Genomic DNA, 23,068 nt, shown 5'->3' on the forward strand with positions numbered 1-23,068 from the left:
CCGGGTGACGGCGCCGACTGTACGCCAGGCGACGATGCCGTGATAATCCCGGCATCGTCCCTCATCGCCAAGGCCACCCCATGTCGTTTCGCTTCGAGTCCCACGATCCCCACACCTACCGCCGGACTTCCCGCCTGGTTGGCCTGGCCATGGCCGGTCAGCTGATCGTCTTCGGCCTGGTCTTCACCCAACTGCTCGGCACTGCCTTTACGCCGAGTCTCTGGCTCAATGCCCTGGGCGTGCTGCTGGGGCTGGTGGCCACCAGCCTGGTGCTGGCCGCGCTGCGCGAACGGCCCTGGCTGGGCCCGGTGCGTTATGGCTGGCGGCTCAAGCAGCAGCTCTCGAAGGTGAGTGGCTACCTGCCCACCCTGCGCCGGGGAATGGCCGAAGGCGACGAGCGGGCCCTGGCGGTGCTGGCCTTTTACCACCAGGGCATGGCGCAGCTGGGCGAGCTCGACGGGCGAACCCTGGACGACGATGCCGAGCTGCTGGCCGAACGTCAGGCCCTGCGCCTGGCCCGGCGGGCCCGCAGCCTGCCGGAGCGGGTCGAGGGCCTCGACGAGGCGGACCTCAGCGCCTTCCGCCGCGGATGAGCCGGGCCTAGACCCGGGCGGCGTAGGCGTAGAGCAGTGTCTCCTGGGCGCTGATGGGGGCCGCCTCGCCAGGGGTCTGCTTGACGTAGGTGCCGTCAGCCTGCAGTAGCCAGCTCTGGCAGTTGTCCACCAGGTAGGTCTCCAGGTCCTTGCGCACCTGGGCCGCCAGCTTCTTGTCGAGCAGCGGGAAACAGGTCTCCACCCGATGGAACATGTTGCGCGCCATGAAGTCGGCGCTTGAGCCCCAGGTCTCGGGCTTGCCGTCGTTGTGAAAGTGAAAGACCCGTGTGTGCTCGAGGAAGCGTCCGATGATCGAGCGCACCCGGATGGACTCGGAGATACCCGGCAACCCGGGGCGCAGGCAGCACATGCCGCGGATGATCAGGTCGCACTCCACGCCGGCCTGGGCGGCCCGATAGAGGGCCTGGATCAGCTTGGGCTCGGTCACCGAGTTGCACTTGATAATCAGGTGGGCCCGCTTGCCCTTGCGGGCATGCTCGGCCTCCCGGTCGATCATCGCCACCAGTCGCTCATGGAGGGTGAAGGGCGCGTGAAGCAGTTTCTCGATCTGGCGGGCGCGGCCCATGCCGGAGAGTTGCTGAAAGACCTTGTGCACGTCGGCACAGAGCACCGGATCGGCGGTGAGCAGGCTGTAGTCGGTGTAAAGCTTGGCGGTCTTGGAATGGTAGTTGCCGGTGCCCAGGTGGGCGTAGTGGCGCAGCTGGCCCTTCTCGCGGCGCACGATGTGCATCATCTTGGCGTGGGTCTTGTAGGCCATCACCCCGTAGATGACGATGGCCCCGGCCTCCTGCAGACGCGAGGCCAGGGCGAGGTTGTCGGCCTCGTCGAAACGCGCCCGCAGCTCGATCACCACCGTGACTTCCTTGCCGTTGCCGGCGGCTTCCACCAGGGCGTTGACGATGGGCGAGTCGGCGCCGGTGCGGTAGAGGGTCTGCTTGATGGCCAGCACCTCCGGATCCCGGGCCGCCTCGCGCAGCATCTCCTCCACCGGCGAGAAGGAGTGGAAAGGGTGATGCAGCAGGATGTCGCCCTCGGCCATGGCCTGGAGCACGCTCTCGCGCTTCTTCAGCGCCTTGGGCAGGCCGGGCGTGAAGGAGCGATAGAGCAGCTCGGGGCGATCCACGTCACCGAGTACGGACATCATGCGGGTGAGGTTCACCGGCCCGTTGACCCGGTAGAGATCGGCCTCATCGAGCTCGAACTGCCGGAGCAGGAACTCGGCCAGGTCGTCGGGACAGTTGTCTGCCACCTCCAGGCGCACGCCGCTGCCGTAGCGCCGTGAGAGCAGCTCGCCGCGCAGCGCCGAGGCCAGGTCCGAGACGTCCTCCGGATCCACCGACAGGTCGGCGTTACGTGTCAGGCGGAACTGGTAGCAGCCGCGCACCTTCATGCCGGGAAACACCTCCTCGGCATGGGCGTGGATCATCGACGACAGGAAGGCGTACTCGCTGAAGCCCTTCTCGCAGAGCTCGCCGGGCAGGGCGATGATGCGGGGCAGCGAGCGTGGCGCCGGCAGGATGGCCAGGCCGCCCTCGCGGCCGAAAGCGTCCTTGCCCTCCAGCTCGACGATGAAGTTGAGGCTCTTGTTGACCAGGCGCGGGAAGGGGTGCGAGGGGTCGAGGCCGATGGGACTGATCACCGGCATGATCTCGGTCTCGAAGTAGTCCCGCACCCAGGCGCGCTGGGCCTCGGTCCAATCCCCGCGGCGACGGAAGCGCAGGCCCTGGGCCTCCAGAGCGGGGATCAGCGCCTCGTTGAGGATGCGGTACTGGCGCTCCACCTGGGCGTGGGCGATCTGGGAGATTTCGGCCAGCACCGAGCGCGGCGGACGGCCGTCGCTCCCGGGCGTCTCGTCGCCGACCATGATCTGGTTCTTCAGGCCGGCGACCCGGATCTCGAAGAACTCGTCCATGTTGGACGAGAAGATCAGCAGGAACATCAGCCGGTTGAGCAGCGGGTGTGCCTCGTCCAGGGCCTGCTCCAGCACCCGCACATTGAACTGCAGGTGTGACAGCTCGCGGTTGAAGTACAGTCCCGGGTCAGTGAGGTCGGACTCGGGATCCGGCAGCGCCTTGGGCTTGATGCCGGTGCGGGTCTGGTTCAGGCGCGGGGCGGGAGCCTCGCTGATGATCTCGCCGCCGGACGCGTTGTCCGGGACGGAGGGCGTGTCGGGGCGGCGCGATTCGTCCATGGGGTTCCCTGTCGTGGACCGGAGGCGACTCCCCTCCGGCGGTTAGTCGGCGAGCAGTCTGGCCGCCCGCTTGGCGAAATAGGTCAGGATGCCGTCGGCACCGGCGCGCTTGAAGCACGTCAGCGACTCGAGCATCACACTGTCGGCGTCGAGCCAGCCGTTGTCGAAGGCGGCCATGTGCATCGCGTACTCGCCACTGACCTGGTAGGCGAAGGTCGGCACCCGGAGCTCCTCCTTGATGCGGCGCACCACGTCGAGGTAGGGCATGCCCGGCTTGACCATCACCATGTCGGCGCCCTCGGCGAGGTCGAGGGCGACCTCCTGGAGGGCCTCGTCGCCGTTGGCGGGGTCCATCTGGTAGGTGGCCTTGTCGGCGCGTCCCAGGTTCGCTGCGGAGCCCACGGCATCGCGGAAGGGGCCGTAGTAGCGTGAGGCATACTTCGCGCTATAGGCCATGATACGGGTGTTGTGCAACTGCTCCTGCTCGAGCACCTGGCGGATGGCGCCGATGCGTCCGTCCATCATGTCCGAGGGCGCGACGATGTCGGCACCAGCCTCGGCATGGGACAGCGCCTGCTTGAGCAGCGTCTCCACGGTGCGATCGTTCTGTACATAGCCATCGGCGTCCAGGATGCCGTCCTGGCCATGGCTGGTGTAGGGGTCGAGAGCCACGTCGGTCATGATGCCGAGCCCGGGCACGGCCGCCTTGAGGGCCCGCACGCTACGCTGGACCAGCCCGCCGGCGCTGTAGGCTTCCTCGGCCAGTTCGCTCTTCAGCGCGGGATCCACCACCGGGAACAGCGCCATTACCGGGATGCCGAGGGCATGGGCCTCGCGAGCCTCCTCGATGAGCAGGTCCAGCGACAGCCGCTCCACGCCGGGCATCGATGGCACCGCCTCGCGCTGCCCCTCGCCCTCGACCACGAACACCGGCCAGATCAGGTCGGCGGCGGTCAGGGTGTGTTCGCGCATGAGACGGCGCGAGAAGTCGTCACGGCGCATGCGACGCATGCGGGTGGCGGGATACTGGCGAGAGGTCGTGAAACTCAAGGCATCTTCTCCGAAACGGACCAGGGCCGCCAGCGATGAGTCTGGTGGCCGGGGATGACAATACGATGACAATGTCCCGAGTATATCAGCGTGACCGGGCGCCGGAACACGCGCCTTGTCGCACCCCGGGCGACTCTCTAAAGTGGTGGCTTCACGTTTACCGGCCCTGTCGCCTATCGGCAGGATGCGTTCGAGGAGAAGGACATGAGCAAACAGGTGGCAGTCATTCTGTCGGGGTGCGGCGTGCAGGATGGCTCGGAGATCTACGAGACGACCCTGACCCTGCTGCGGCTCGACCAGCTGGGCATCGGCTACCGCTGTTTCGCGCCGGACATCGACCAGCAGCATGTCATCGACCATCGCAACGGCGAAGTGGTCGACGGCGAGCGGCGCAACGTGCTGGTCGAATCGGCGCGCCTGGCGCGGGGCGAGATCGAGCCGTTGACCGAACTCGATGCGGACGCCTTCGATGCGGCGATCCTGCCGGGCGGCTTCGGCGCGGCCAAGAACCTCTCCAACTTCGCCGAGGCCGGCGCCGACATGGTGATTCAGGGCGACCTGGTGGAGGCCCTGGCCGCCTTCCACGAGGATCGCAAGCCGATCGGCCTGATGTGCATCGCACCAGTGATGGTGCCGCGCCTGCTGGGGCCGGGCATCGCCGTGACCATCGGCCATGATCCAGGCGTGGCCGGGGCGATCAGCAGCATGGGCGGCCTGCATCGCAGCTGCAGCGTGGAGGATATCGTAGTCGACTTCGAGCACCGCGTCGTCACCACACCGGCCTACATGCTGGCCACCCGCATTGGCGAGGCGGCCACCGGCATCTTCAAGCTGGTCGATCGCCTCGACGAGCTGATGGATCTCTGACCCGGCGGTCCGGTGCTCCGGCTTCGCCCGGGCGCCGTAAGCGATAAGCGTGAAGCCGGAAGAACCGCGCCTCCATGGCTTTGCCATGGAGGCGCTCTGCTTTAGCTTGCCTTCGAGCTTCGAGCTTCGAGCTTCGAGCTTCGAGCTTCGAGCTTCGAGCTTCGAGCTTACGCCTCGTCCTCGTCGGCGGCATCCGCCTCGCGCTTGCGGCGCACCAGGCGGCCAAACAACAGGCCGACCTCGTAGAGCAGGTACATGGGCACCGCCAGCAGGCTCTGGGAGACCACGTCCGGCGGCGTCATCAGCATGCCGACCACGAAGCAGCCGAGCACCACGTAGGGGCGCTTCTTCGACAGGCTCTCCACCGTGGTCGCCCCGCTGAGGATCAGCAGGAAGGTGGCGATGGGGATCTCGAAGGCCACCCCGAAGGCGAAGAACAGCTTGAGCACGAAGTTCAGGTACTGGTTGATGTCGGTCATCACCGCGACGTTCTCCGGCCCGGTCTGGGTGAAGAACTGGAACAGCAGCGGGAAGACCACGTAGTAGGCGAAGGCGGCTCCGGCATAGAAGAGCGCCACGCTGGAGGCCAGCAGCGGCAGGGCGAGAGCCTTCTCGTTGTCATAGAGCCCCGGTGCCACGAAGGACCATGCCTGGTGGAGCACGTAGGGCACGGCAATGAACACCGCCACCACCAGGGTCAGCTTGAAGGGCGCCAGGAAGGGCGAGGCGACCTCGGTGGCGATCATCTGGGAGCCTTCCGGCAGCAGCGCCATCAGGGGTTCGGCGACGAAGCCGTAGATGTCGTTGGCGAAGGCATAGAGCCCGAGAAAGATCACCAGGATGGCCACCACGGCCCGCATCAGCCGCGAGCGCAGCTCGATCAGGTGCTCGATCAGCGGGGCCTGGGCCTGTCCGGGGTCCCGGGAGTCGTCGGAGTGGCTCATCGCGCGGCGGAATCCTTGTGGGCGTCGGCGTCTGGCTCATCGGCGGCCGTCTCGCGGGCTCTGGCCAGGGCATCGTCGAGGCGCTGCTCGGGCGGCGGCGAGGACGGAGCCTCCTCGGCGGAGGGCTTGGCGGGGTCCCGGGGAGGCGTGTCGGCGATGCCCTCCACGTCACGCTTGACCCGGTCGAGGCCCTCGTCGAGCTTCTTCTGCTGCTCGTCGAGCTTCTGGCGCAGCTCCTCGGCCTCGAGCTGGGCGCTGATCTCGCGCTGCATGCCGGAGACCGTACGCTTGATCTTGCCGATCCACAGGCCCAGGGTCCGGGCGGCCTTGGGCAGGCGCTCGGGTCCCAGCACCAGCAGGCCTACCACGCCGATGATCAACAGTTCGAGAAAGCCGATGTCGAACATGGCGGCTTACTTGCGCTCTTCCTGTTCCTCGGGCTTCTGCTCGGCCTTGACGTCGTAGGTCTGACCCTCGTCGTCGTGGCGCACCTGGGCCTGGGGTTTGTCGGCTTCCTCGGTCTTGTCCTCGTCGTTCATGGCCTTCTTGAAGCCCTTCACGGCCCCGCCCAGGTCGCCGCCGACGTTGCGCAGCTTCTTGGTGCCGAAGATCAGGATAATGATGCCGAGCACGATCAGCAGCTGCCAGATACTGATACCACCTAACATAGAGATTTCCTCTGGTTCGGGTCCCGGGCCACGCCCGGAACGGTCGATGCGGACTAACGTTGCCTCGCGGCCTTCTCGTCATGGCCGGAGAGGCCGAACCGACGAGCGAGCTCGTCGAGCACTTGATGGTGGTCGAGCCCCAGGTGCGAGAGCATCACCAGGCTATGAAACCACAGGTCGGCCGTCTCGGCGATCACTGCCTGGTGCCGGTCGGCGTCACCGGCCTCGGCATCCTTGGCCGCCAGCAGGGTCTCGGTGGCTTCCTCGCCGACTTTCTCGAGTATCTTGTTCAAGCCCTTGTCATGCAAGCTGGCCACGTAGGAGTCCTGGGGGGCCGCCTGGCGGCGCTGCTCAAGCACATCATGGAGGCGGTCGAGAATATCACTCATGGGAGTAGGTTCCATTACAGGGGATCGTCAGTTCCACGCCAGCAACAGGCCACCCAGCGCCGCGGCGCCGAGCACCGGCCAGGGTTGGCCACCTGTCCATTCGACCAGCGGTTGCCAGGCGAGTGCCACCGCCACCAGCAGCAGGCCCAGGCGCAGTCGGCGCTGACGTCGGTCCTGGCGGTCGAGCTGGCGGCGGATGGCCCCGACCGCCTCGGCCTGGCGGCGATGCTGGTGATGGCCATGCTCGGCCCGGGCCAGGGCCTGGTGGGCCAGCACCGGCAGTTCAGGCAGCTGGCGGGAGAGTTCCGGTGCCTGGCGCTTGAGCGATTCCCAGAAGCCCCGGGCGCCGGCTCGCTCCTTCATCCACTGTTCCAGGTAGGGCTTGGCGGTGGCCCAGAGGTCCAGGTCCGGATACAGCTGGCGGCCCAGGCCCTCGATGTTGAGCAGGGTCTTCTGCAGCAGCACCAGTTGGGGCTGGACCTCCATGTTGAAGCGCCGCGCGGTCTGGAACAGGCCCAGCAGCACCTGGCCGAAGGAGATGTCCTTGAGGGGTTTCTCGAGGATCGGCTCGCAGACGGTGCGTACCGCCGCCGCGAATTCGTTGGCCCGGGTATCCTCGCCGACCCAGCCCGACTCGATGTGCAGGGCCGCCACCTCGTAATAGTCCTGGTGGAAGAAGGCCAGCAGGTTACGGGCCAGGTAGTCCTGATCCTCCCGGGTCAGGCTGCCGACGATGCCGCAGTCGATGGCGATGTACTGGGGGTCCCAGGGCGTTTCCCGGGAGACGAAGATGTTGCCCGGATGCATGTCGGCATGGAAGAAGTTGTCGCGGAAGACCTGGGTGAAGAAGATCTCCACGCCGCGCTCGGCGAGTTTCTTGAGGTCGGTGCCCTGGGCCGCCAGGGCCACGGTGTCGGCCACCGGCACGCCATGGATGCGTTCCTGGACCATCACCCGCCGGCGGGTCAGCTCCCAGTGGATGGCCGGCACGAACAGCAGCGGCGAGCCCTTGAAGTTGCGCTTGAGCTGGGAGGTATTGGCGGCTTCCTTGGTCAGGTCGAGCTCGTCGAACAGCGTCGATTCGTAGTCACGCACCACCTCCACGGGGCGCAGCCGACGGGCCTCGGGGATGCGGGCCAGCAGGCCGGCGACCCGGTACATGAGCGCCATGTCCTGGCGCATCACCCGCTCGATCCCCGGGCGGATGATCTTCACCACCACTTCCTCGCCTCCGTGCAGGCGGGCGGCATGCACCTGGGCCACCGAGGCCGAGGCCAGCGGCTCGGGCGCGAAGTCGGCGAAGGCCTCGCTCAGCGGCATGGCGAGTTCTTCTTCGACCAGCGCTCGGGCCTCGCGCCCGGGGAAGGGCGGGACCTGGTCCTGCAGGCGTCTGAGTTCGTCGGCGATGTCCTCGGGGAAGAGGTCGCGGCGGGTCGACAGCACCTGGCCGAACTTGACGAAGATCGGCCCCAGGGTCTCCAGGGCCAGGCGCAGGCGCTCTCCCCGGGGGCGGGGCCCGATGGGCACCAGGCGCAGCGGCGACAGGGTCAGCACCAGGCGCAGCCACCAGGGCAGGCGCTCCAGGGGCAGCAGGGTGTCGAGGCGGTAGCGGGTGATCACCCAGCCGATGCGCAGCAGCCGCGGGATCATGCGCGGCCCTCCTGGCCCGTCAGTCGCCGGCGCAGGCGCTCGAGGCGGGCCTCGAGGCGGTCGGTGGTGATCTCCAGTTCGGTGAGGTGGTCGCGCAAGATCTCGAGCTGGTGGCGGCCCGGCAGCAGCCGGGCCTCCTCGAAGACATATTCCGAGACGTCGGCACACAGCTCCTGGCGGGTGCGCAGGCCCCAGCGGCCCAGGCTGCGCACGCCCTCGGCCAGGCTATGGGCCGGAATGTCGCCGAGCCAGCGGGCCAGCTCGCCCTCCCAGTCCAGGTCCAGGTCCAGCAGCAGGTCCCGGGCGGCCTCCAGCAGGTGAATGCGGCCACGCACCGCCAGCTTGCCCTGAAACATCAGCCGCTCCACCGAGGCCCCGCCGAGCAGTTCGCCGAGGGTCTCGGTATCGAGCTCGACGACCGCGTCGTAGGCCTCCTCCGGTGCCTCGTCCTGGCGCAGCAGGTCCAGGCCCTGGGGGTGGAAGTGCACGGCCAGCGCCAGTGGCGGATGCTCGAGGCGCAGCAGGATGCGCTGTCCCGCCAGGCGGGCGAGGCGCGCGGGGGCGGCGGGGTCGCGGGCAAGCAGGGCGTTGAGGGTGCGTTCCAGGCCACCCAGCAGCAGGGTCGGTGTCAGCGCCATCACGACCTCACAGCTTGATGCCGCGGTGCAGGGCGACGACGCCCCCGGTGAGATTGGTATACTCGACGCGCTCCAGGCCGGCGGCCTCCATCATGCCCTTGAGGGTCTCCTGGTCGGGGTGCATGCGGATCGACTCGGCCAGGTAGCGATAGCTGTCGGCGTCGCCGGCGACCAGCTCGCCCATGCGCGGCAGCAGGCGGAAGGAGTACTCGTCGTAGGCGCGGGTCAGCAGCGGGTTGCCGGGCTTGGAGAACTCCAGCACGAGCAGGCGGCCGCCGGGCTTGAGCACCCGGGCCATGGAGCGCAGGGCGGCGTCCTTGTCGGTGACGTTGCGCAGGCCGAAGGCAATGGTAATGCAGTCGAAGGTGTTGTCGGGAAACGGCAGGGTCTCGGCATTGGCCTGGACGTACTCGACGTTGCCGCCCACGCCCCGGTCGAGCAGCTTGTCGCGGCCGACCCGCAGCATGGACTCGTTGATGTCGGCGAGCACCACGCGCCCTCGCGGCCCGACCAGCCGCGAGAACTTCCACGTCAGGTCGCCGGTGCCGCCGGCGATGTCCAGCACGCTGTGACCCGGGCGCACCCCGGCGCGCTCGATGGTCAGGCGCTTCCACAGGCGGTGGATGCCGAAGGACATCAGGTCGTTCATCACGTCATAGCGGGACGCCACCGAGTGGAAGACATGGGCCACGCGGGAGGCCTTTTCCTCGACCGGGACTTCCTGGTAGCCGAAGTGGGTGGTGCGCTTGTCGCTGGGGGTCATGCGGGGGAGGCTCCCGAGTCAGCTGCACATGGGAGGCGAGGCCGGGGCCGCGCCGATGGGGCGCCATTGTAGCGTCCTCCAGTGACCCTTGTCTTGACGTGGGTCCCGACGCTCAGGGCTTGCATGATCGAATAGCGGCTCGCGTCGGATCCGACGACAGGCCGGCGAGGGGCGCTGTACATCCATCCTGGGGCGGCTACCGACGCCCGGCGGCGCTCTCGCGTCGCGCATCGCCTGCAGGTCCGGTGCTGGCCATCCCGTTCGGAGGAGTCCTCTCACCCATGGCGTAGGCTCTCTTTGCGACCCGTCCCCGGCGTCTGTCGGTCAGCAGCCTATAGCTGCTTGATCTCGATGCCGAGTGGCTCCCGGGATGCTCCGGCCTGCTCGAGGCGCCTCAGGTAGTCGGCCCAGTTGGTCTCCCGGTGCTGAATCAAGTCATACAGGTAGTCCCAGCTGTAGAGGCCGCTGTCATGGCCGTCGTCGAAGTGCAGCTTGAGTGCATAGCGGCCGGTCTGGGAGATATTGGCCAGGCCGACGTGCTTCTTGCCGACCTGCAGGGTGGCGGAATCCGGGCCGTGGCCGCGTACCTCGGCGGAGGGCGAGAAGACCCGCAGGTATTCCACCGAGAGGCGGTGGCTCTCGCCGCCCGCGTAGGTCAGCTCCAGCTCCCGGTCCTGCTTGTGATAGTGCACCTTGGTAGGGATGGGGGCGGACATAAAAGCACCTTCGGTGAGCTTGAAGCCGGAAGCCGGAAGTTAACCCCGAAGTGAGTTCGAGTCTTCCAGCCTTCGCCGCGAAGCGGCGTTCTTCCAGCTTCAAGCTTACAGCTTATAGCTGGGTTACAGGATATACCGCGACAGATCCTCGTCCATCGCCAGCTCGCCGAGCTGGGAGTCGACGTAGGCGGCATCGATGGTCAGCGGGCTGCCGATGTCGGAGCCCTTGAAGGAGGCCTCCTCCAGCAGGCGCTCCATCACCGTGTGCAGGCGGCGGGCGCCGATGTTCTCGGTGCCTTCGTTGACCTTCCAGGCGATCTCGGCGATGCGCTCGATGCCGTCCTCGGTGAACACGACCTCGAGCTCCTCGGTCTTGAGAAGTGCCTCGTACTGGCGGGTCAGGGCCGCGGAGGGCTCGGTGAGGATGCGCTTGAAGTCGTCCGGCGTCAGGGCATCGAGCTCGACGCGGATCGGCAGCCGGCCCTGCAGCTCGGGAATCAGGTCCGAGGGGCGCGACAGGTGGAAGGCGCCGGAGGCGATGAACAGGATATGGTCGGTCTTCACCATGCCATGCTTGGTGGAGACACTGGAGCCCTCGATGAGCGGCAGCAGGTCGCGCTGCACGCCCTCCCGGGAGACCTCGCCGCCGCTGGACTGGCCGCTGCCCTTGGCGACCTTGTCGATCTCGTCGAGAAAGACGATGCCGTTCTGCTCGACGGCCTCGATGGCCCGCTGCTTGATGTCCTCCTCGTTGACCAGCTTGGCGGCCTCCTCGTCGCGCAGCAGGGCGAAGGCATCACGCACCGCCACGCGGCGGGTCTCGGTCTTCTGCTTGCCCATGTTGGAGAACAGGCTCTGCAGCTGGTTGGTCATCTCCTCCATGCCCGGCGGGGTCATGATGTCGATGCCCTGGCCCTGCTGGGTCACCTCGATGTCGATCTCCTTGTCGTCGAGGTCGCCCTCGCGAAGCTTCTTGCGGAAGGCCTGGCGGGTCGAGCTCTCGGTGCGGGGCTGGTCCTCCTGGCCGCGGGGTGGCGGCAGCAGGGCATCGAGGATACGGTCCTCGGCGGCGTCCTCGGCGCGATGGCGCACCTCGTCCTTGGCCTGCTCGCGGACCAGCTTGATGGCGGCCTCGGTGAGGTCGCGGACGATGGACTCCACGTCACGGCCCACGTAGCCCACCTCGGTGAACTTGGTGGCCTCGACCTTGATGAAGGGGGCGCCGGCCAGCTTGGCCAGGCGGCGAGCGATCTCGGTCTTGCCCACGCCGGTGGGGCCGATCATCAGGATGTTCTTGGGCGTGACTTCGTGGCGCAGCTCGCCGTCGAGCTGCATGCGCCGCCAGCGGTTGCGCAGGGCGATGGCCACGGCGCGCTTGGCGTCCTGCTGGCCGATGATGTACTGGTCCAAGGCGTGGACGATCTCGCGGGGGGTCATCCGGGTCATGGTCAGAGCTCTTCCAGCGTGACGTTGTGGTTGGTGAACACGCAGATGTCGGCGGCGATCTCCAGCGACTTCTCGGTGATCTCGCGGGCCGGCAGTTCGGTGTTCTCGAGCAGCGCGCGGGCCGCGGCCTGGGCAAAGTTGCCACCGGAGCCGATGGCGATGATGCCGCGCTCGGGCTCCACCACGTCGCCGTTGCCGGTGATGATCAACGAGGCGTGCTTGTCGGCCACGGCGAGCAGCGCCTCCAGGCGGCGCAGGGCGCGGTCGGTGCGCCAGTCCTTGGCCAGCTCCACGGCGGCCTTGGTGAGGTTGCCCTGGTGCTTCTCGAGCTGGGCCTCGAAGCGCTCGAAGAGGGTGAAGGCATCGGCGGTGCCGCCGGCGAAGCCGGCCAGCACCTGGCCGCGGTAGAGGCGACGCACCTTGCTGGCGTTGCCCTTCATCACGGTGTTGCCCAGCGAGACCTGGCCGTCGCCGGCCAGGGCCACCTGGTCGCCGCGACGCACGGAAACGATCGTGGTCATGGAGGGGACTCCTTGAGGGAGACGAAGACTCCCGATGACTTTGGAAACGCTCCACAGATGCCTGCGCGGGCGAATCGCTGCGTTGCGCGGTGCTCGAAATCCTCACATATCGCTTGCCTATGCTCCGGTTTCTCCGCTCCGTGCGCCTTGCGCTTCACTCCGCTCGTCGATTTGTGCAGCGATTCCCTTTTCGGCGCCGCGAGGGGCGGCGCCGTGAATGAGCTTCAGGGGAGGTGCGGGCGCCCGGTCGGGAATTCAACCGTGCCAAGGCATCATTGCAGCTGGATCAGCAGCGGCTCGATGCCCTGGGTGACCATCAGGTCCTGGGCGCGGTTGAGCTCGCGGCGGTCGCTGTAGGGACCCACCTGGACCCGGTGCCAGGTGGCGCCGTCGCCGGTCTGGACCTCGCTGATCTTGGCCAGCAGGCCGAAGTCCTGGAGGCGGCTGGCCAGGCGGCGGGCATCGCCGGAGGCCCGGAAGGACGCCGCCTGCAGCACGTAGCGCTTGCCGTCCCCGGCATCGGGGGGCGAAGCCGGCTCGGCGGTCGATTCGGCGGGAGCGCTGTTGGCGGCGATCACCTGGGCGATGGGGTCGTCCGCCGCGGCCGCCGGCCGGGCCTGCTCCTCGTCGGTTTCGGCCTCGGGCGGCCTCGGCGGCGGGGTGGCGGTGGAATCCGGCACCTGGCCACCCGGGGCGATCACTTCCGACTCGGGCAGCAGGGTATAGAACTCGAAGGTCGGCATGCGCGGCTCGTCCGGCGCCGGTGGGTCTTCCCCGCCGCTTGTCCCGTCGGCAGAGGCGGGGGGCTTGGGCACGACCGTGGCCAGCGGCGAGACCGGCCCGTCCTGCCAGGGCGCGGTGCCATGCTGGTGCTGGGAGATCAAGAAACCGGCGACCATGCCGGCGAGCCCCCAGAGCCAGCCGGGCAGTCCACGCCGCTGGGGCTTGGCCGGGCGACGCTTGCTGCTGGTGGCGCCGCGCTTGCGGTTGGCGGGGGGCTTGCGGCTGGCCATGGATTACATCTCCTCGGGGGCGCCGACACCCATCAGGTCCAGGCCGTTGCGCAGCACCTGGCGGGTGGCCAGGCCCAGCGCCAGGCGGGCGTTGCGCTGGGCGTCGTCCTCGACCATCACCTTCACCGCGTTGTAGCAGGTATGGAACTCGGCGGCGAGGTCGAGCAGATACTGGGCGATCTGCTGGGGCTCCCGGGCAGCGGCGGCATGCTCGACCACCTCGGGGTAGCGCGCCAGGCGATTGAGGAGGGTCTTCTCCTGGTCGGCGTCGAGCAGCGCCAGGCTCGCCATGGCCTGGGCATGGTCGAAGGGCTGGCCCTCGGCCTCGGCCTTGCGCAGCATGCTGCAGACCCGGGCATGGGCGTACTGGACGTAGTAGACCGGGTTGTCGTTGGACTGGGAGCGGGCCAGGTCGATGTCGAAGGTCAGCTGCGAGTCGGCGCGGCGGGCGGCCAGGAAGAAGCGGGTGGCATCGCGGCCCACCTCGTCGATCAGGTCGCGCACCGTGACGTAGCTGCCGGCCCGCTTGGAAAGCTTCACCTCCACGCCGGAGCGGGTGACCATCACCATCTGGTGCAGCACATAGTCCGGCCAGCCCTCGGGAATGCCGGCCTCCAGGGCCTGCAGCCCGGCACGCACCCGCGTCACCGTGGAGTGGTGGTCGGCGCCCTGCTCGTTGATCACGGTGGTGAAGCCGCGCTGCCACTTGTCGAGGTGGTAGGCGACGTCGGGCAGGAAATAGGTGTAGTCGCCGTCGGACTTGCGCATGACCCGGTCCTTGTCGTCACCGAAATCGGTGGTGCGCAGCCAGGTGGCGCCCTCGCGCTCATAGGTATGGCCCCGCTCGGCGAGGCGGGCCGCGGTGGCCGCTACCTTGCCGTCGCGGTACAGCGAGGACTCGAGGAAGTAGACATCGAACTCCACGCCGAAGGCGCGCAAGTCGAGGTCCTGCTCGCGGCGCAGGTAGGCCACGGCGAAGTCGCGGATGGCGTCGAGGTCGTCGGGGTCGCCCTTGGCGGTGACGTGGCGGTCGTCGGCATGGACCGCCTCGCGGGCCAGGTAGGCGTTGGCCACGTCGATGATGTAGCCGCCGCGGTAGCCGTCGGCGGGCCAGCCGGCGTCTTCGGGATCGATGCCCTTGGCGCGTGCCTGGACCGAGCGCGCCAGATTGGTGATCTGGGCGCCGGCGTCGTTGTAGTAGAACTCGCGGGTGACGTCGTGGCCGGTGGCCTCCAGCAGGCGGCACAGGCAGTCGCCGATGGCTGCGCCGCGACCATGGCCGACGTGCAGCGGGCCGGTGGGATTGGCGGAGACGAATTCCACCTGCACCTTCTGGCCCTGGCCGGTGAGGCTGCGGCCGAAGGCGTCGCCGTTGTCGAGAACCTGGCGCACCACCTGGGCAGCAGCGTCGGTAGCGGCGAAGAAGTTGACGAAGCCGGGGCCGGCGATCTCCACCCTGGCCACCGCGTCGTTTGCCGGCAGGGCCGCGACCAGGGCCTCGGCGAGCTCGCGGGGCTTCTTGCCGGCGGGCTTGGCGAGCGCCAGCGCCAGGTTGGTGGCGTAGTCACCGTGGGCCTTGTCGCGGGTAGGGTCGACCTTGATGGTCGGGGCAAGCTCGGAGGGCAGCACGCCCTGGCGCTTGAGTTGGTCCAGGGCAGCTTCCAGCAGCGAGATGATGGTGTCTTTCATGGGGAGTCTGATGTCCTGTGGCGCGGGCGTGTCTGTCGCCCGTCGGCGGGCATTTGGCCGCACATTATCGACAATTGCGTGCGGGCTTTAAACCCTGCCCGCGGCTTCGTCGCGAGCTGGAAGATCGTCCGCTTCGCGGACGTAAGCTTACAGCTGGAAGAAAAGCCCAAGACGCGGGCTTTGGAGGAAAACTATTGCCTTCCAGCTTCCAGCTTCCAGCTTCCAGCTTCCAGCTTTCAGCTTTCAGCTGAGGGTTTGGGGATCGATGTCCAGCGACCAGCGAACCCGGCGTGCCGCCGGCTCGGCCTCTAGCCAGGCGGTGAGCCAGGCGCCGGCCTCGTGGAGCCGGCTGCGCTTCTCGGCACCGAGCATGACCTGCAGGTGATAGCGGTTCTGGCGGCGCTCCATGGGCGCCGGCACCGGCCCCAGGCAGTCCACCTCCAGCCCGCGCTGCGCGAGATGCTCGCGCAAGGCCGCGGCAGCGCGGCCGCCAAGCTCGCTGACGGCCGGCTCCCGGGGGCTCTCCAGGCGGAGCAGGGCCAGGTGGCGGAAGGGCGGCAGCAGTGCTGCGCGGCGCTCCTCCAGCAACTGCTCGGCCAGGGCGTCGTAGCCGCGGGCCGCCAGCAGGCGCAGGTTGGGATCGTCGGCATGCAGGGTCTGCACCAGCACCCGGCCGGGATGGGCCGCTCGCCCGGCGCGGCCGGCCACCTGCTCGAGCAGCTGGGCGCTGTGCTCCAGGGCGCGGAAGTCGCTCGCGTAGAGGCCGGCATCGGCGTTGACCACCACCACCAGGGTCACGTGCGGCAGGTGGTGGCCCTTGGCCAGCATCTGGGTGCCCACCAGCAGGCAGGGCGCCCCGCGTCGTACCTCGGTCAGGGTCTGTTCCAGGGCGTCGCGACGGCGGGTGCTGTCGCGGTCGATGCGATAGACGGGGGTCTCGGGAAAGCGCTCGGCCAGGGTTTCCTCGGTGCGCTCGGTGCCGCTGCCCAAGGGGCGCAGGTCGGCGCTGCCGCAGTCCGGGCAGGCGTCAGGCAGGGCCCGGCGGCGATCGCAGTGGTGGCAGGCGAGCAGCGGCGGCTGGCGGTGCAGGGTCATGCGCGCGTCGCAATGGTCACACTCGGCCATCCAGCCGCAAGCATGGCAGGCCAGGGTCGGCGCGAAGCCACGACGATTGATGAACACCAGCACCTGGTGGCCGGCGGCCAGCGTCGACTCGATGGCCTCCATGACCGGTGGGATCAGCCCCCCGCGGCGCGGGCGGCCGCGCAGGTCGACCAGTTCCAGACGCGCTGGGGGATGGCGGCTGGCGCGCTGGGTCAGCCGCAGGTGGCGATAGTCCCCGGCCAGGGCCCGCTGCAAGGTCTCCAGCGACGGCGTGGCACTGCCCAGTACCAGCGGGATGCCGTGGCGGTGGGCGCGGGCCACCGCCAGGTCCCGGGCGTGGTAGCGCAATCCCTCCTGCTGCTTGAAGGAGCCGTCGTGCTCCTCGTCGACGATGATCGCCCCGGGGCGGGCCAGCGGCGTGAAGATCGCCGAGCGGGTGCCGATGACGATGGGCGCGCGGCCGCTGGCGGCGGCCTCCCAGGCATCCAGGCGCTCGTGGTCGGTGAGCCCGGAGTGCAGCGCGACCACCGGCACCCGGAAACGGCTGCGAAAGCGCGCCAGGGTCTGGGGCGTGAGACCGATCTCCGGCACCAGCACCAGGGCCTGGCGTCCCCGTCCCACCACGGCCTCGATCAGCTGCAGATAGACCTCGGTCTTGCCACTGCCGGTGACACCATGCAGCAGGCAGGGGTGGAAGGCGTCGAGCTGCTCGTGCAGCGCCGCCAGGGCGGCGGCCTGCTCCCGCTGGAGCGGCAGGGCCGGCTCGGCCAGCAGCGGCCCGGCCTGGCCGGCCGGCGTGGCGGTCCGTGGCTCCTCGAGGCGCTCGACAAGCCCCTTGTCGACCAGCGCCTTGAGCTGGTCACGGCTGAACGACTGAGCGAGCACGGCCTGGGTGACCAGGCCGTGAGGGTGCTGGCGTAGCATGGCCAGCAGCTCGGCCTGGCGCGGGGCCCGGGCGAGGCCGGGGGGCACTTCCTGGGCGGCGGAGGCGGTTACCCGCCAGCGTTCCCGGGTGCGGGCCTCGAGGGCCCGTCCCTGACGCAGCAGGGCGGGCATCGCCTGGTGCAGGGTGTCACCGGGGGCATGCTGGTAGTAGCGGGCGGTGAAGCGGCACAGCCACAGCCAGTCCTCCGGCAGGGGGGCATCGTCCAGGCAGGCGTCGACGGGCTTGAGGGTGGCCAGCGGCAGGGCGCTGTCATCGCGGCATTCGAGGATTACCCCGACCACCTGGCGCCGCCCGAACGGCACCCGCACTCGCAGTCCCGGCTGCCAGCCACCGGCCGGCGGATCACCGCCGGGGCGGTAGTCGAACAGGCGGCGCAACGGCGAGGGGACGGCAACGCCCAGCACGCGAGGGGCGGGCCGGGAGGATGTATCGGACAATTGGCCTCCGCAGGCGGCTCTGCTAGAATAATTCGCCGCCGCGCCGCCCAAGGGGCGCGGGCGACCGGTTTGAACGTTCAGACAACCCGTATGCGGTGCCTGGCAGCAGATCAGGTGGCGGCATACAGCTCAACGAGGCTCAAGATGAAACAAGGTATCCATCCGGATTACAAGACGGTCAGCGCGACCTGCTCCTGCGGCGCCACCTTCGAAGTGGGCTCCACCGCCGGCCAGGACCTGTCCCTGGACGTCTGCTCGCAGTGCCATCCCTTCTATACCGGCAAGCAGAAGCAGGCGACTACCGGTGGCCGCGTCGAGCGCTTCAACAAGCGTTTCGGTGCCGCGCTCAAGCGCTGATGCGTCCCTCGGCGCCTCGCCGCCGAGTCCGTCGACATCGATGAAGAAACCCGCCTTCCGGCGGGTTTCTTTTTTTGTCCAGAGGGGGCTAAGGTTAAGCAATAAGGGATTGTTTATAGCGAGGGGGCGGAAGTATAACTTTCGCCAAATGGGGCGCATTGTCGTCAAACGCGCGATAATTCGACGGGAAAACAAGGAAATCCCGTTCAAGTTGAGAAATGGAAGTTTTTTTTATATTCTGGGTGGCCTCAACACCAATGTGGACCGGATCCTGAGCATGACAGACGCGAAGAGACAGGCGGCGCTGGATTATCACGCGAAACCCATTCCCGGGAAGCTGTCGGTGGAGCTGACCAAGCCCACCGCCACGGCGCGGGATCTCGCTCTGGCCTACAGCCCGGGCGTGGCCGAGCCGGTTCGCGAGATCGCCCGTGACCCGGAAAACGCCTACCTCTATACCGGCAAGGGCAATCTGGTCGCGGTCATCTCCGACGGCAGCGCCATCCTTGGCCTGGGCAACCTTGGCGCGCTGGCCAGCAAGCCGGTGATGGAAGGCAAGGGGGTGCTCTTCAAGCGCTTTGCCGGCATCAACTCCATCGACCTGGAGGTCAATGCCGAGAGTCCCCAGGCCTTCATCGACACCGTGGCGCGCATCGCCGACACCTGGGGCGGCATCAACCTCGAGGACATCAAGGCGCCGGAGTGCTTCGAGATCGAGCGCGCCCTGGTCGAGCAGTGCAACATTCCGGTGTTCCACGATGACCAGCACGGCACGGCCATCGTGACCGCCGCCGGCATGCTCAACGCCCTGGACATCGCCGGCAAGGCGCTGGAGAACGCGCGAATCGTCTGCCTGGGGGCCGGGGCGGCGGCCATCGCCTGCATGAAGCTGCTGGTCTCCTGCGGGGCCCGGGCCGAGAACCTGGTGATGCTCGATCGCAAGGGCGTGATCCACAGCGGTCGCGAGGACCTCAATCAGTACAAGGCCATGTTCGCCGTCGAGACGGACAAGCGGACCCTGGACGACGCCATCGACGGGGCCGATGTCTTCGTCGGGCTCTCCGGCCCCGGCCTGATGACCGCCGAGCATATCCGCAAGATGGCGCCGAACCCGGTGGTCTTCGCCTGCACCAATCCGGACCCCGAGATCCATCCCGACCTGGCCCGGGAGACCCGACCGGACGTGATCATGGCCACGGGGCGCTCGGACTACCCCAATCAGGTCAACAATGTCCTGGGCTTCCCGTTCATCTTCCGCGGGGCCCTGGACGTGCGGGCCACCCGCATCAACGAGGAGATGAAGGTGGCGGCAGTGCATGCACTGAAGGACCTGGCCCGGGAGCCGGTTCCCCAGGCGGTGCTGGACGCCTACGACAAGGACAGCCTGTCCTTCGGCCCCGACTACATCATTCCCACGCCGGTGGACGTAAGGCTGCTGGAGCGGGTGCCCGCTGCCGTGGCCCAGGCGGCGGTGGACTCCGGCGTGGCGCGCAAGCCCTATCCCTCCCACTATCCCCTGAAGACGGTGGAGGATGTCTACGGCGCCTGACGCCGGGGCTTGCTCAGATGTGAAGACGCCGGCCCACGGGCCGGCGTCGTCGTGTCCGGGCTACCAGTCGAAGAGCAGCGACGCGCTGGTCGTGAGATCGGTGCGCGCCTCGGCAGTCTCCGGGGGACGAGAATTGTGCTCGATCTCGTGAGACAGTTTGAGCGCCAGATGGTCGTTGAGGCGGGCCGTCAGCGAGGTGAGGGAGCGTGAAGTGTTGTTGTCGTCGGTGGCCTCGACCGACAGCTCCTGACTGAAGCTCGCGGTATCGGAGAACTTCCAGCGGTAATCCATGGCGCCGTAGAGGACGGCTAGCCGCTCGTCTGGAGCATCGCGCACGTTGTCGAGGCGATAGCCGGGACCGGCTTCCAGGGACAGCGACTGCTCGTCGCTGTCGAGGAGTTGCCGGCCGTAGCCGGCGATGGTGGTGAGCTGGTAGTTGTAGCCGCTGAAGCGGTCCTTGTCCCAGCGGGCGAAGCCGAACAGGTAGTGGGGACCCTCGATCTCGTAGCGTTCCCGCATGGCCACCAGGTACTGCTCGGCGCTGGTATCGTCGTCCTGGGTCACATGGCGGATCTCGCCGCGCAGGCTGTGCGTCACCGGGCCGGTCAACCACACGAGGCGACCCTTGGCGATCAGGGTCTGGCTATCGGTGTTGCCGGCCAGATGGGTGAACCCGAGCTCGGTCTCGCCGCTCCAGGGCGGGGCGTCCTCCTCCGGCGCGGGAGGCGCATAGAAGGGGGAGGCGAGGGCGCTGCCGGCCGAGGCCAGCAGCCACAGGGCGGCGGGAAGGCGCATGAGACGCATGGCTGTGTCTCGCTGTCGTTCGGGGTGTCGGCACACCGGGGTCCGGGCGGGGCGACCGGCCGGTCGACCCGCCCGCCTGGCCCGGTTCAGAAGATGGCCTCGTAGGCGGCGGTCCCCTGGGAGCCGCTTTCCTGTTCCACGGCCTGGTCGACCCGGCGCGGCTGGTAGTCGGGGAGGTGGTCGGCGTGGAACAGCTCCTCGATGCCGCCGGGCTGGCCATCATGCAGCAGGCGGCCGGTGTCGGGATCGACCCGGCGGGAGACGACGCTCTCCGGACGCTCGGGGAGCGCCTCCGGGCGGCCCTCCAGTGCGCGGCCCATGAAGTCGACCCAGATCGGCAGCGCGGCCTGGGAGCCGTACTCGGCGGTGGAGGTGTTGTCGTCCATACCGACCCAGACGGTGGTGGCCAGGTCGGTGTTGAAGCCGGCGAACCAGGCGTCGCGCTGGTCGTTGGTGGTGCCCGTCTTGCCGACGATATCGATGCGCTCCAGCGCCAGGGCGCGGCGGGCGGTGCCGCGCTCGACTACATCGCGCAGCATGTCGCGCAGCAGGTAGACCGCGGCCGGCTCGGCAACTCGGGGGGCGACCCGGTAGGTCTCGCCGTCGCGCTCCACGGTGGCCTGGTCCTCGCTGCACTCCCGGCAGGCCACCATGGGGTCGGCCTCTTCCACCAGGGTCTGCTCCTCGCCGCGAGTCACCCGCTGGATCAGCCAGGGCTCGATGGCGAAGCCGCCGTTGGCCAACACTGCATAGCCACGGGTCATTTCCAGGGGGGTCAGGCTGGTGCTGCCCAGCGCCAGTGCCAGGCCATGGGGCAGGCGCTCCGGGTGGAAGCCGAAGTCCTCGAGGAAGCCGATGGTGCGCTCCAGGCCCAGGGTCTGCAGCAGGCGAATGGTCACCAGGTTGCGCGACCGGGCCAGCCCCACGCGCAGCCGGGTCGGGCCGAGGAAGTCGCCGCTGGAGTTGTTGGGGCGCCACAGCTCGTTGCTGCCATCCTCCATCACCACCGGAGCGTCGTTGACCACGCTGGCGGGGTTGATCTCGCCGCTGTCGAGGCCGGCCAGGTAGATGAAGGGTTTGAAGATGGAGCCGGCCTGACGGCGCGCCTGGGTCGCGCGATTGAACTTGCTGGCGTCGAAATCGAAGCCGGCCTGCAGGGCCAGGACGGCACCGGTCTCGGGGTCCATCACCACCAGCGAGCCCTGGACCTTGGGTTGTTGCGAGAGGCGCCAGCTGCCGTCCTCGCGCTGGAGGATGCGCACCAGGTCGCCGGAGCTGGCGATCTCGGCGGCGGTGTCCGGTGCGGCTCCCCGGCTGCGGGCGCTGCGGTAGGGACGCGCCCATTTCAGGCCTTCCCAGTCCAGGGTCCGGACCTCGCCGCCACGAGCCAGCACGCGCATCTCGCGCCCCTCGCTTTCCGCCACGATGGCCGGTTCCAGAGGGCCGAGCACCGGGGTGCGCTCCAGCACCTGCAGCCAGTTGCTGACGTCGCCGTCGATGCCCTCGACCTCGGTCTGGCTGCGCTCGGCGGCGCGGCGAGCGGTCTGCATGACCTCGGGGGACTCGGCGAGTTCCTCCTCCAGGCCCTGGCGGTCGGTGCGCTCCTGAGCCTCGGCCAGGCCGCGGGGGATCTCGCGTTCCTCGGGGCCGCGCCAGCCGTGACGGGTGTCATAGGCGATCAGGCCCTCGGCCAGGGCGTGGCGGGCCTGCGGCTGGAGCTCGCTGTCCAGGGTGGTGTAGATGTGATAGCCGCCGGTATAGGCGTCGTCGAAGCGTTCGACGGCGAACTGGCGGGCCATCTCGGCCACGTAGTCGGCCTGGACCTCGGCCTTGGTGATATAGCGCCGCGCGGTGATCGGGGCCTGGACCGCCTCGTCGTAGGCCGGCTGGTCGATGAAGCCGAGTTCGCGCATGCGGAACAGGATCCAGTTGCGGCGAATCAGCGCGCGCTCGGCGTTGGCCAGCGGGTTGAACGCGGAGGGAGCCTTGGGCAGGCCGGCGATCATCGCCTGCTCGGCCAGGGTCAGCTCGTCCAGCGGACGGTCGTAGTAGACCTCGGCGGCGGCGGCGATGCCGTAGGCGCGATGGCCCAGGAAGATCTTGTTGACATACAGCTCGAGGATCTCCTCCTTGCTGAGGATCTGTTCCATCTGCAGCGCCAGCAGGATCTCGCGGATCTTGCGGGTATAGGTGCGATCCAGTGTCAGCAGATAGTTGCGGGCCACCTGCATGGTGATGGTCGAGCCGCCCGACTGGATATCGCCACCACTGGCCGCCAGTTCCACGGCGGCGCGCGCCAGGCCCTTGGGGTCGACGCCGTGGTGATCGAAATAGCCGGCGTCCTCGGCCGCGAGCAGAGCCTGCACCATTTCCTGGGGAATCTCATCGAACTCCACCGGCAGGCGCCGTTCCTCACCGAACTCGCCGATCAGCTTGCCGTCCCGGGTGAAGATGCGCAGCGGCGTCTGCAGCTCGAAGTCCTGCAGCTGGCGGACATCCGGCAATCCCGGGGCGAAATACAGGGCGGCACCAATCACGGCCAGCAGTGTGGCGGCAGAGAGCGATGCCAGCAGCCACAGGGCCGAGAAAGCCAGTTTTCTGATGAACGTCATGAAAAGGCGGTATCCATGCTGAGAACGGGAACGATGACGGGACGAGGAGCGGGGCTCGGGACGCGCCGGCCATTATAGGAACCCGGCCCGACGACCACCA

21 protein-coding genes are annotated in these 23,068 nt (G+C 68.3%); 4 read left to right on the forward strand and 17 right to left on the reverse strand.

Annotation, left to right across the window (positions count from 1 at the left end):
* The first annotated feature begins 80 nt into the window (after positions 1-80).
* Positions 81-593 carry a DUF3087 family protein gene (locus EKG36_RS10910; RefSeq protein WP_126483964.1) on the forward strand — a complete coding sequence of 171 codons (513 nt, stop codon included), beginning with the start codon at positions 81-83 and terminating at the stop codon, positions 591-593.
* A 7-nt stretch (positions 594-600) separates the two neighbouring features.
* Here the strand turns inward: EKG36_RS10910 and ppk1 are convergent, their stop codons facing one another.
* Both ppk1 and hemB read right to left on the reverse strand, forming a co-directional pair.
* Positions 601-2,805, reverse strand: a complete 2,205-nt coding sequence (ppk1, locus tag EKG36_RS10915) for a polyphosphate kinase 1 (protein ID WP_185827538.1) — start codon at positions 2,803-2,805, stop codon at positions 601-603.
* Positions 2,806-2,847: 42 nt separating this feature from the next.
* The gene (gene hemB, locus EKG36_RS10920) at positions 2,848-3,855 is read right to left on the reverse strand and encodes a porphobilinogen synthase (protein WP_126483966.1); all 1,008 of its coding nucleotides are present in this window, start codon (positions 3,853-3,855) and stop codon (positions 2,848-2,850) included.
* A gap of 204 nt (positions 3,856-4,059) precedes the next feature.
* Between hemB and elbB the strand changes: the two genes are divergently transcribed.
* The gene (gene elbB, locus EKG36_RS10925; RefSeq protein WP_126483969.1) at positions 4,060-4,722 is read left to right on the forward strand and encodes an isoprenoid biosynthesis glyoxalase ElbB; all 663 of its coding nucleotides are present in this window, start codon (positions 4,060-4,062) and stop codon (positions 4,720-4,722) included.
* Between the two features lie 167 nt (positions 4,723-4,889).
* Here the strand turns inward: elbB and tatC are convergent, their stop codons facing one another.
* From tatC to EKG36_RS10990, 13 genes are all read right to left on the reverse strand, one after another.
* A complete protein-coding gene (tatC, locus tag EKG36_RS10930) occupies positions 4,890-5,666 on the reverse strand; it encodes a twin-arginine translocase subunit TatC (protein WP_126483971.1) in 777 nt (258 codons plus the stop codon).
* The gene (tatB, locus tag EKG36_RS10935) at positions 5,663-6,073 is read right to left on the reverse strand and encodes a Sec-independent protein translocase protein TatB (RefSeq protein ID WP_126483973.1); all 411 of its coding nucleotides are present in this window, start codon (positions 6,071-6,073) and stop codon (positions 5,663-5,665) included. The genes tatC and tatB overlap by 4 nt, the downstream gene beginning before the upstream one ends.
* A gap of 6 nt (positions 6,074-6,079) precedes the next feature.
* Positions 6,080-6,334 carry a Sec-independent protein translocase subunit TatA gene (gene tatA / locus EKG36_RS10940; protein ID WP_126483975.1) on the reverse strand — a complete coding sequence of 85 codons (255 nt, stop codon included), beginning with the start codon at positions 6,332-6,334 and terminating at the stop codon, positions 6,080-6,082.
* A gap of 53 nt (positions 6,335-6,387) precedes the next feature.
* Entirely contained in the window at positions 6,388-6,723 is a 336-nt protein-coding gene (locus EKG36_RS10945) for a phosphoribosyl-ATP diphosphatase (RefSeq protein WP_126483977.1), read from the reverse strand.
* A 27-nt stretch (positions 6,724-6,750) separates the two neighbouring features.
* Entirely contained in the window at positions 6,751-8,373 is a 1,623-nt protein-coding gene (gene ubiB / locus EKG36_RS10950) for a ubiquinone biosynthesis regulatory protein kinase UbiB (RefSeq protein WP_126483979.1), read from the reverse strand.
* The gene (locus EKG36_RS10955; RefSeq protein WP_126483981.1) at positions 8,370-9,011 is read right to left on the reverse strand and encodes a ubiquinone biosynthesis accessory factor UbiJ; all 642 of its coding nucleotides are present in this window, start codon (positions 9,009-9,011) and stop codon (positions 8,370-8,372) included. Before EKG36_RS10955 ends, ubiB begins: the two co-directional genes overlap by 4 nt.
* 7 nt (positions 9,012-9,018) lie before the next feature.
* The gene (ubiE, locus tag EKG36_RS10960) at positions 9,019-9,774 is read right to left on the reverse strand and encodes a bifunctional demethylmenaquinone methyltransferase/2-methoxy-6-polyprenyl-1,4-benzoquinol methylase UbiE (protein ID WP_126483983.1); all 756 of its coding nucleotides are present in this window, start codon (positions 9,772-9,774) and stop codon (positions 9,019-9,021) included.
* Positions 9,775-10,106: 332 nt separating this feature from the next.
* On the reverse strand, positions 10,107-10,490 hold the full coding sequence (locus EKG36_RS10965) for a gamma-butyrobetaine hydroxylase family protein (protein WP_126483985.1): 384 nt from the start codon (positions 10,488-10,490) through the stop codon (positions 10,107-10,109).
* A 123-nt stretch (positions 10,491-10,613) separates the two neighbouring features.
* Positions 10,614-11,936: an ATP-dependent protease ATPase subunit HslU gene (gene hslU, locus EKG36_RS10970; protein ID WP_126483987.1), complete on the reverse strand. Its 1,323-nt coding sequence runs from the start codon at positions 11,934-11,936 to the stop codon at positions 10,614-10,616.
* A 2-nt stretch (positions 11,937-11,938) separates the two neighbouring features.
* On the reverse strand, positions 11,939-12,457 hold the full coding sequence (gene hslV / locus EKG36_RS10975) for an ATP-dependent protease subunit HslV (protein WP_126483989.1): 519 nt from the start codon (positions 12,455-12,457) through the stop codon (positions 11,939-11,941).
* A gap of 272 nt (positions 12,458-12,729) precedes the next feature.
* Positions 12,730-13,470, reverse strand: coding sequence for an SPOR domain-containing protein (locus EKG36_RS10980; RefSeq protein WP_126483991.1), 741 nt, complete (start codon positions 13,468-13,470; stop codon positions 12,730-12,732).
* 3 nt (positions 13,471-13,473) lie between these two features.
* Positions 13,474-15,159 carry an arginine--tRNA ligase gene (gene argS, locus EKG36_RS10985; protein WP_126483993.1) on the reverse strand — a complete coding sequence of 562 codons (1,686 nt, stop codon included), beginning with the start codon at positions 15,157-15,159 and terminating at the stop codon, positions 13,474-13,476.
* 243 nt (positions 15,160-15,402) lie between these two features.
* Complete coding sequence (locus EKG36_RS10990; protein ID WP_126483995.1) at positions 15,403-17,646, reverse strand: primosomal protein N'; 2,244 nt, start codon at positions 17,644-17,646, stop codon at positions 15,403-15,405.
* A gap of 144 nt (positions 17,647-17,790) precedes the next feature.
* On the opposite strand from EKG36_RS10990, the gene rpmE reads away from it, so the two are divergent.
* Both rpmE and EKG36_RS11000 read left to right on the forward strand, forming a co-directional pair.
* The gene (gene rpmE, locus EKG36_RS10995) at positions 17,791-18,003 is read left to right on the forward strand and encodes a 50S ribosomal protein L31 (RefSeq protein WP_126483998.1); all 213 of its coding nucleotides are present in this window, start codon (positions 17,791-17,793) and stop codon (positions 18,001-18,003) included.
* Positions 18,004-18,280: 277 nt separating this feature from the next.
* Positions 18,281-19,552, forward strand: a complete 1,272-nt coding sequence (locus EKG36_RS11000) for a malic enzyme-like NAD(P)-binding protein (RefSeq protein ID WP_126484000.1) — start codon at positions 18,281-18,283, stop codon at positions 19,550-19,552.
* A gap of 60 nt (positions 19,553-19,612) precedes the next feature.
* Here EKG36_RS11000 and EKG36_RS11005 read toward each other — a convergent pair whose 3' ends face one another.
* Both EKG36_RS11005 and EKG36_RS11010 read right to left on the reverse strand, forming a co-directional pair.
* Positions 19,613-20,356, reverse strand: coding sequence for a DUF481 domain-containing protein (locus EKG36_RS11005; RefSeq protein ID WP_126484002.1), 744 nt, complete (start codon positions 20,354-20,356; stop codon positions 19,613-19,615).
* An 86-nt stretch (positions 20,357-20,442) separates the two neighbouring features.
* Complete coding sequence (locus EKG36_RS11010; protein ID WP_126484004.1) at positions 20,443-22,968, reverse strand: penicillin-binding protein 1A; 2,526 nt, start codon at positions 22,966-22,968, stop codon at positions 20,443-20,445.
* Positions 22,969-23,068: the final 100 nt, after the last annotated feature.

The sequence above is a fragment of the Halomonas nitroreducens genome, assembly GCF_003966155.1.
GTDB classification, from domain to species: Bacteria; Pseudomonadota; Gammaproteobacteria; order Pseudomonadales; family Halomonadaceae; genus Halomonas; species Halomonas nitroreducens.

What these genes read in the sequence shown, in the direction of transcription:
- EKG36_RS10910 (WP_126483964.1), top strand. Translation starts at nt 81, where the DNA reads ATGTCGTTTCGCTTCGAGTCCCACGATCCCCACACCTACCGCCGGACT.
- ppk1 (WP_185827538.1), bottom strand. Translation starts at nt 2,805, where the DNA reads ATGGACGAATCGCGCCGCCCCGACACGCCCTCCGTCCCGGACAACGCG.
- elbB (WP_126483969.1), top strand. Translation starts at nt 4,060, where the DNA reads ATGAGCAAACAGGTGGCAGTCATTCTGTCGGGGTGCGGCGTGCAGGAT.
- tatC (WP_126483971.1), bottom strand. Translation starts at nt 5,666, where the DNA reads ATGAGCCACTCCGACGACTCCCGGGACCCCGGACAGGCCCAGGCCCCG.
- tatB (WP_126483973.1), bottom strand. Translation starts at nt 6,073, where the DNA reads ATGTTCGACATCGGCTTTCTCGAACTGTTGATCATCGGCGTGGTAGGC.
- tatA (WP_126483975.1), bottom strand. Translation starts at nt 6,334, where the DNA reads ATGTTAGGTGGTATCAGTATCTGGCAGCTGCTGATCGTGCTCGGCATC.
- EKG36_RS10945 (WP_126483977.1), bottom strand. Translation starts at nt 6,723, where the DNA reads ATGAGTGATATTCTCGACCGCCTCCATGATGTGCTTGAGCAGCGCCGC.
- ubiB (WP_126483979.1), bottom strand. Translation starts at nt 8,373, where the DNA reads ATGATCCCGCGGCTGCTGCGCATCGGCTGGGTGATCACCCGCTACCGC.
- EKG36_RS10955 (WP_126483981.1), bottom strand. Translation starts at nt 9,011, where the DNA reads ATGGCGCTGACACCGACCCTGCTGCTGGGTGGCCTGGAACGCACCCTC.
- ubiE (WP_126483983.1), bottom strand. Translation starts at nt 9,774, where the DNA reads ATGACCCCCAGCGACAAGCGCACCACCCACTTCGGCTACCAGGAAGTC.
- EKG36_RS10965 (WP_126483985.1), bottom strand. Translation starts at nt 10,490, where the DNA reads ATGTCCGCCCCCATCCCTACCAAGGTGCACTATCACAAGCAGGACCGG.
- hslU (WP_126483987.1), bottom strand. Translation starts at nt 11,936, where the DNA reads ATGACCCGGATGACCCCCCGCGAGATCGTCCACGCCTTGGACCAGTAC.
- hslV (WP_126483989.1), bottom strand. Translation starts at nt 12,457, where the DNA reads ATGACCACGATCGTTTCCGTGCGTCGCGGCGACCAGGTGGCCCTGGCC.
- EKG36_RS10980 (WP_126483991.1), bottom strand. Translation starts at nt 13,470, where the DNA reads ATGGCCAGCCGCAAGCCCCCCGCCAACCGCAAGCGCGGCGCCACCAGC.
- argS (WP_126483993.1), bottom strand. Translation starts at nt 15,159, where the DNA reads ATGAAAGACACCATCATCTCGCTGCTGGAAGCTGCCCTGGACCAACTC.
- rpmE (WP_126483998.1), top strand. Translation starts at nt 17,791, where the DNA reads ATGAAACAAGGTATCCATCCGGATTACAAGACGGTCAGCGCGACCTGC.
- EKG36_RS11000 (WP_126484000.1), top strand. Translation starts at nt 18,281, where the DNA reads ATGACAGACGCGAAGAGACAGGCGGCGCTGGATTATCACGCGAAACCC.
- EKG36_RS11005 (WP_126484002.1), bottom strand. Translation starts at nt 20,356, where the DNA reads ATGCGTCTCATGCGCCTTCCCGCCGCCCTGTGGCTGCTGGCCTCGGCC.
- EKG36_RS11010 (WP_126484004.1), bottom strand. Translation starts at nt 22,968, where the DNA reads ATGACGTTCATCAGAAAACTGGCTTTCTCGGCCCTGTGGCTGCTGGCA.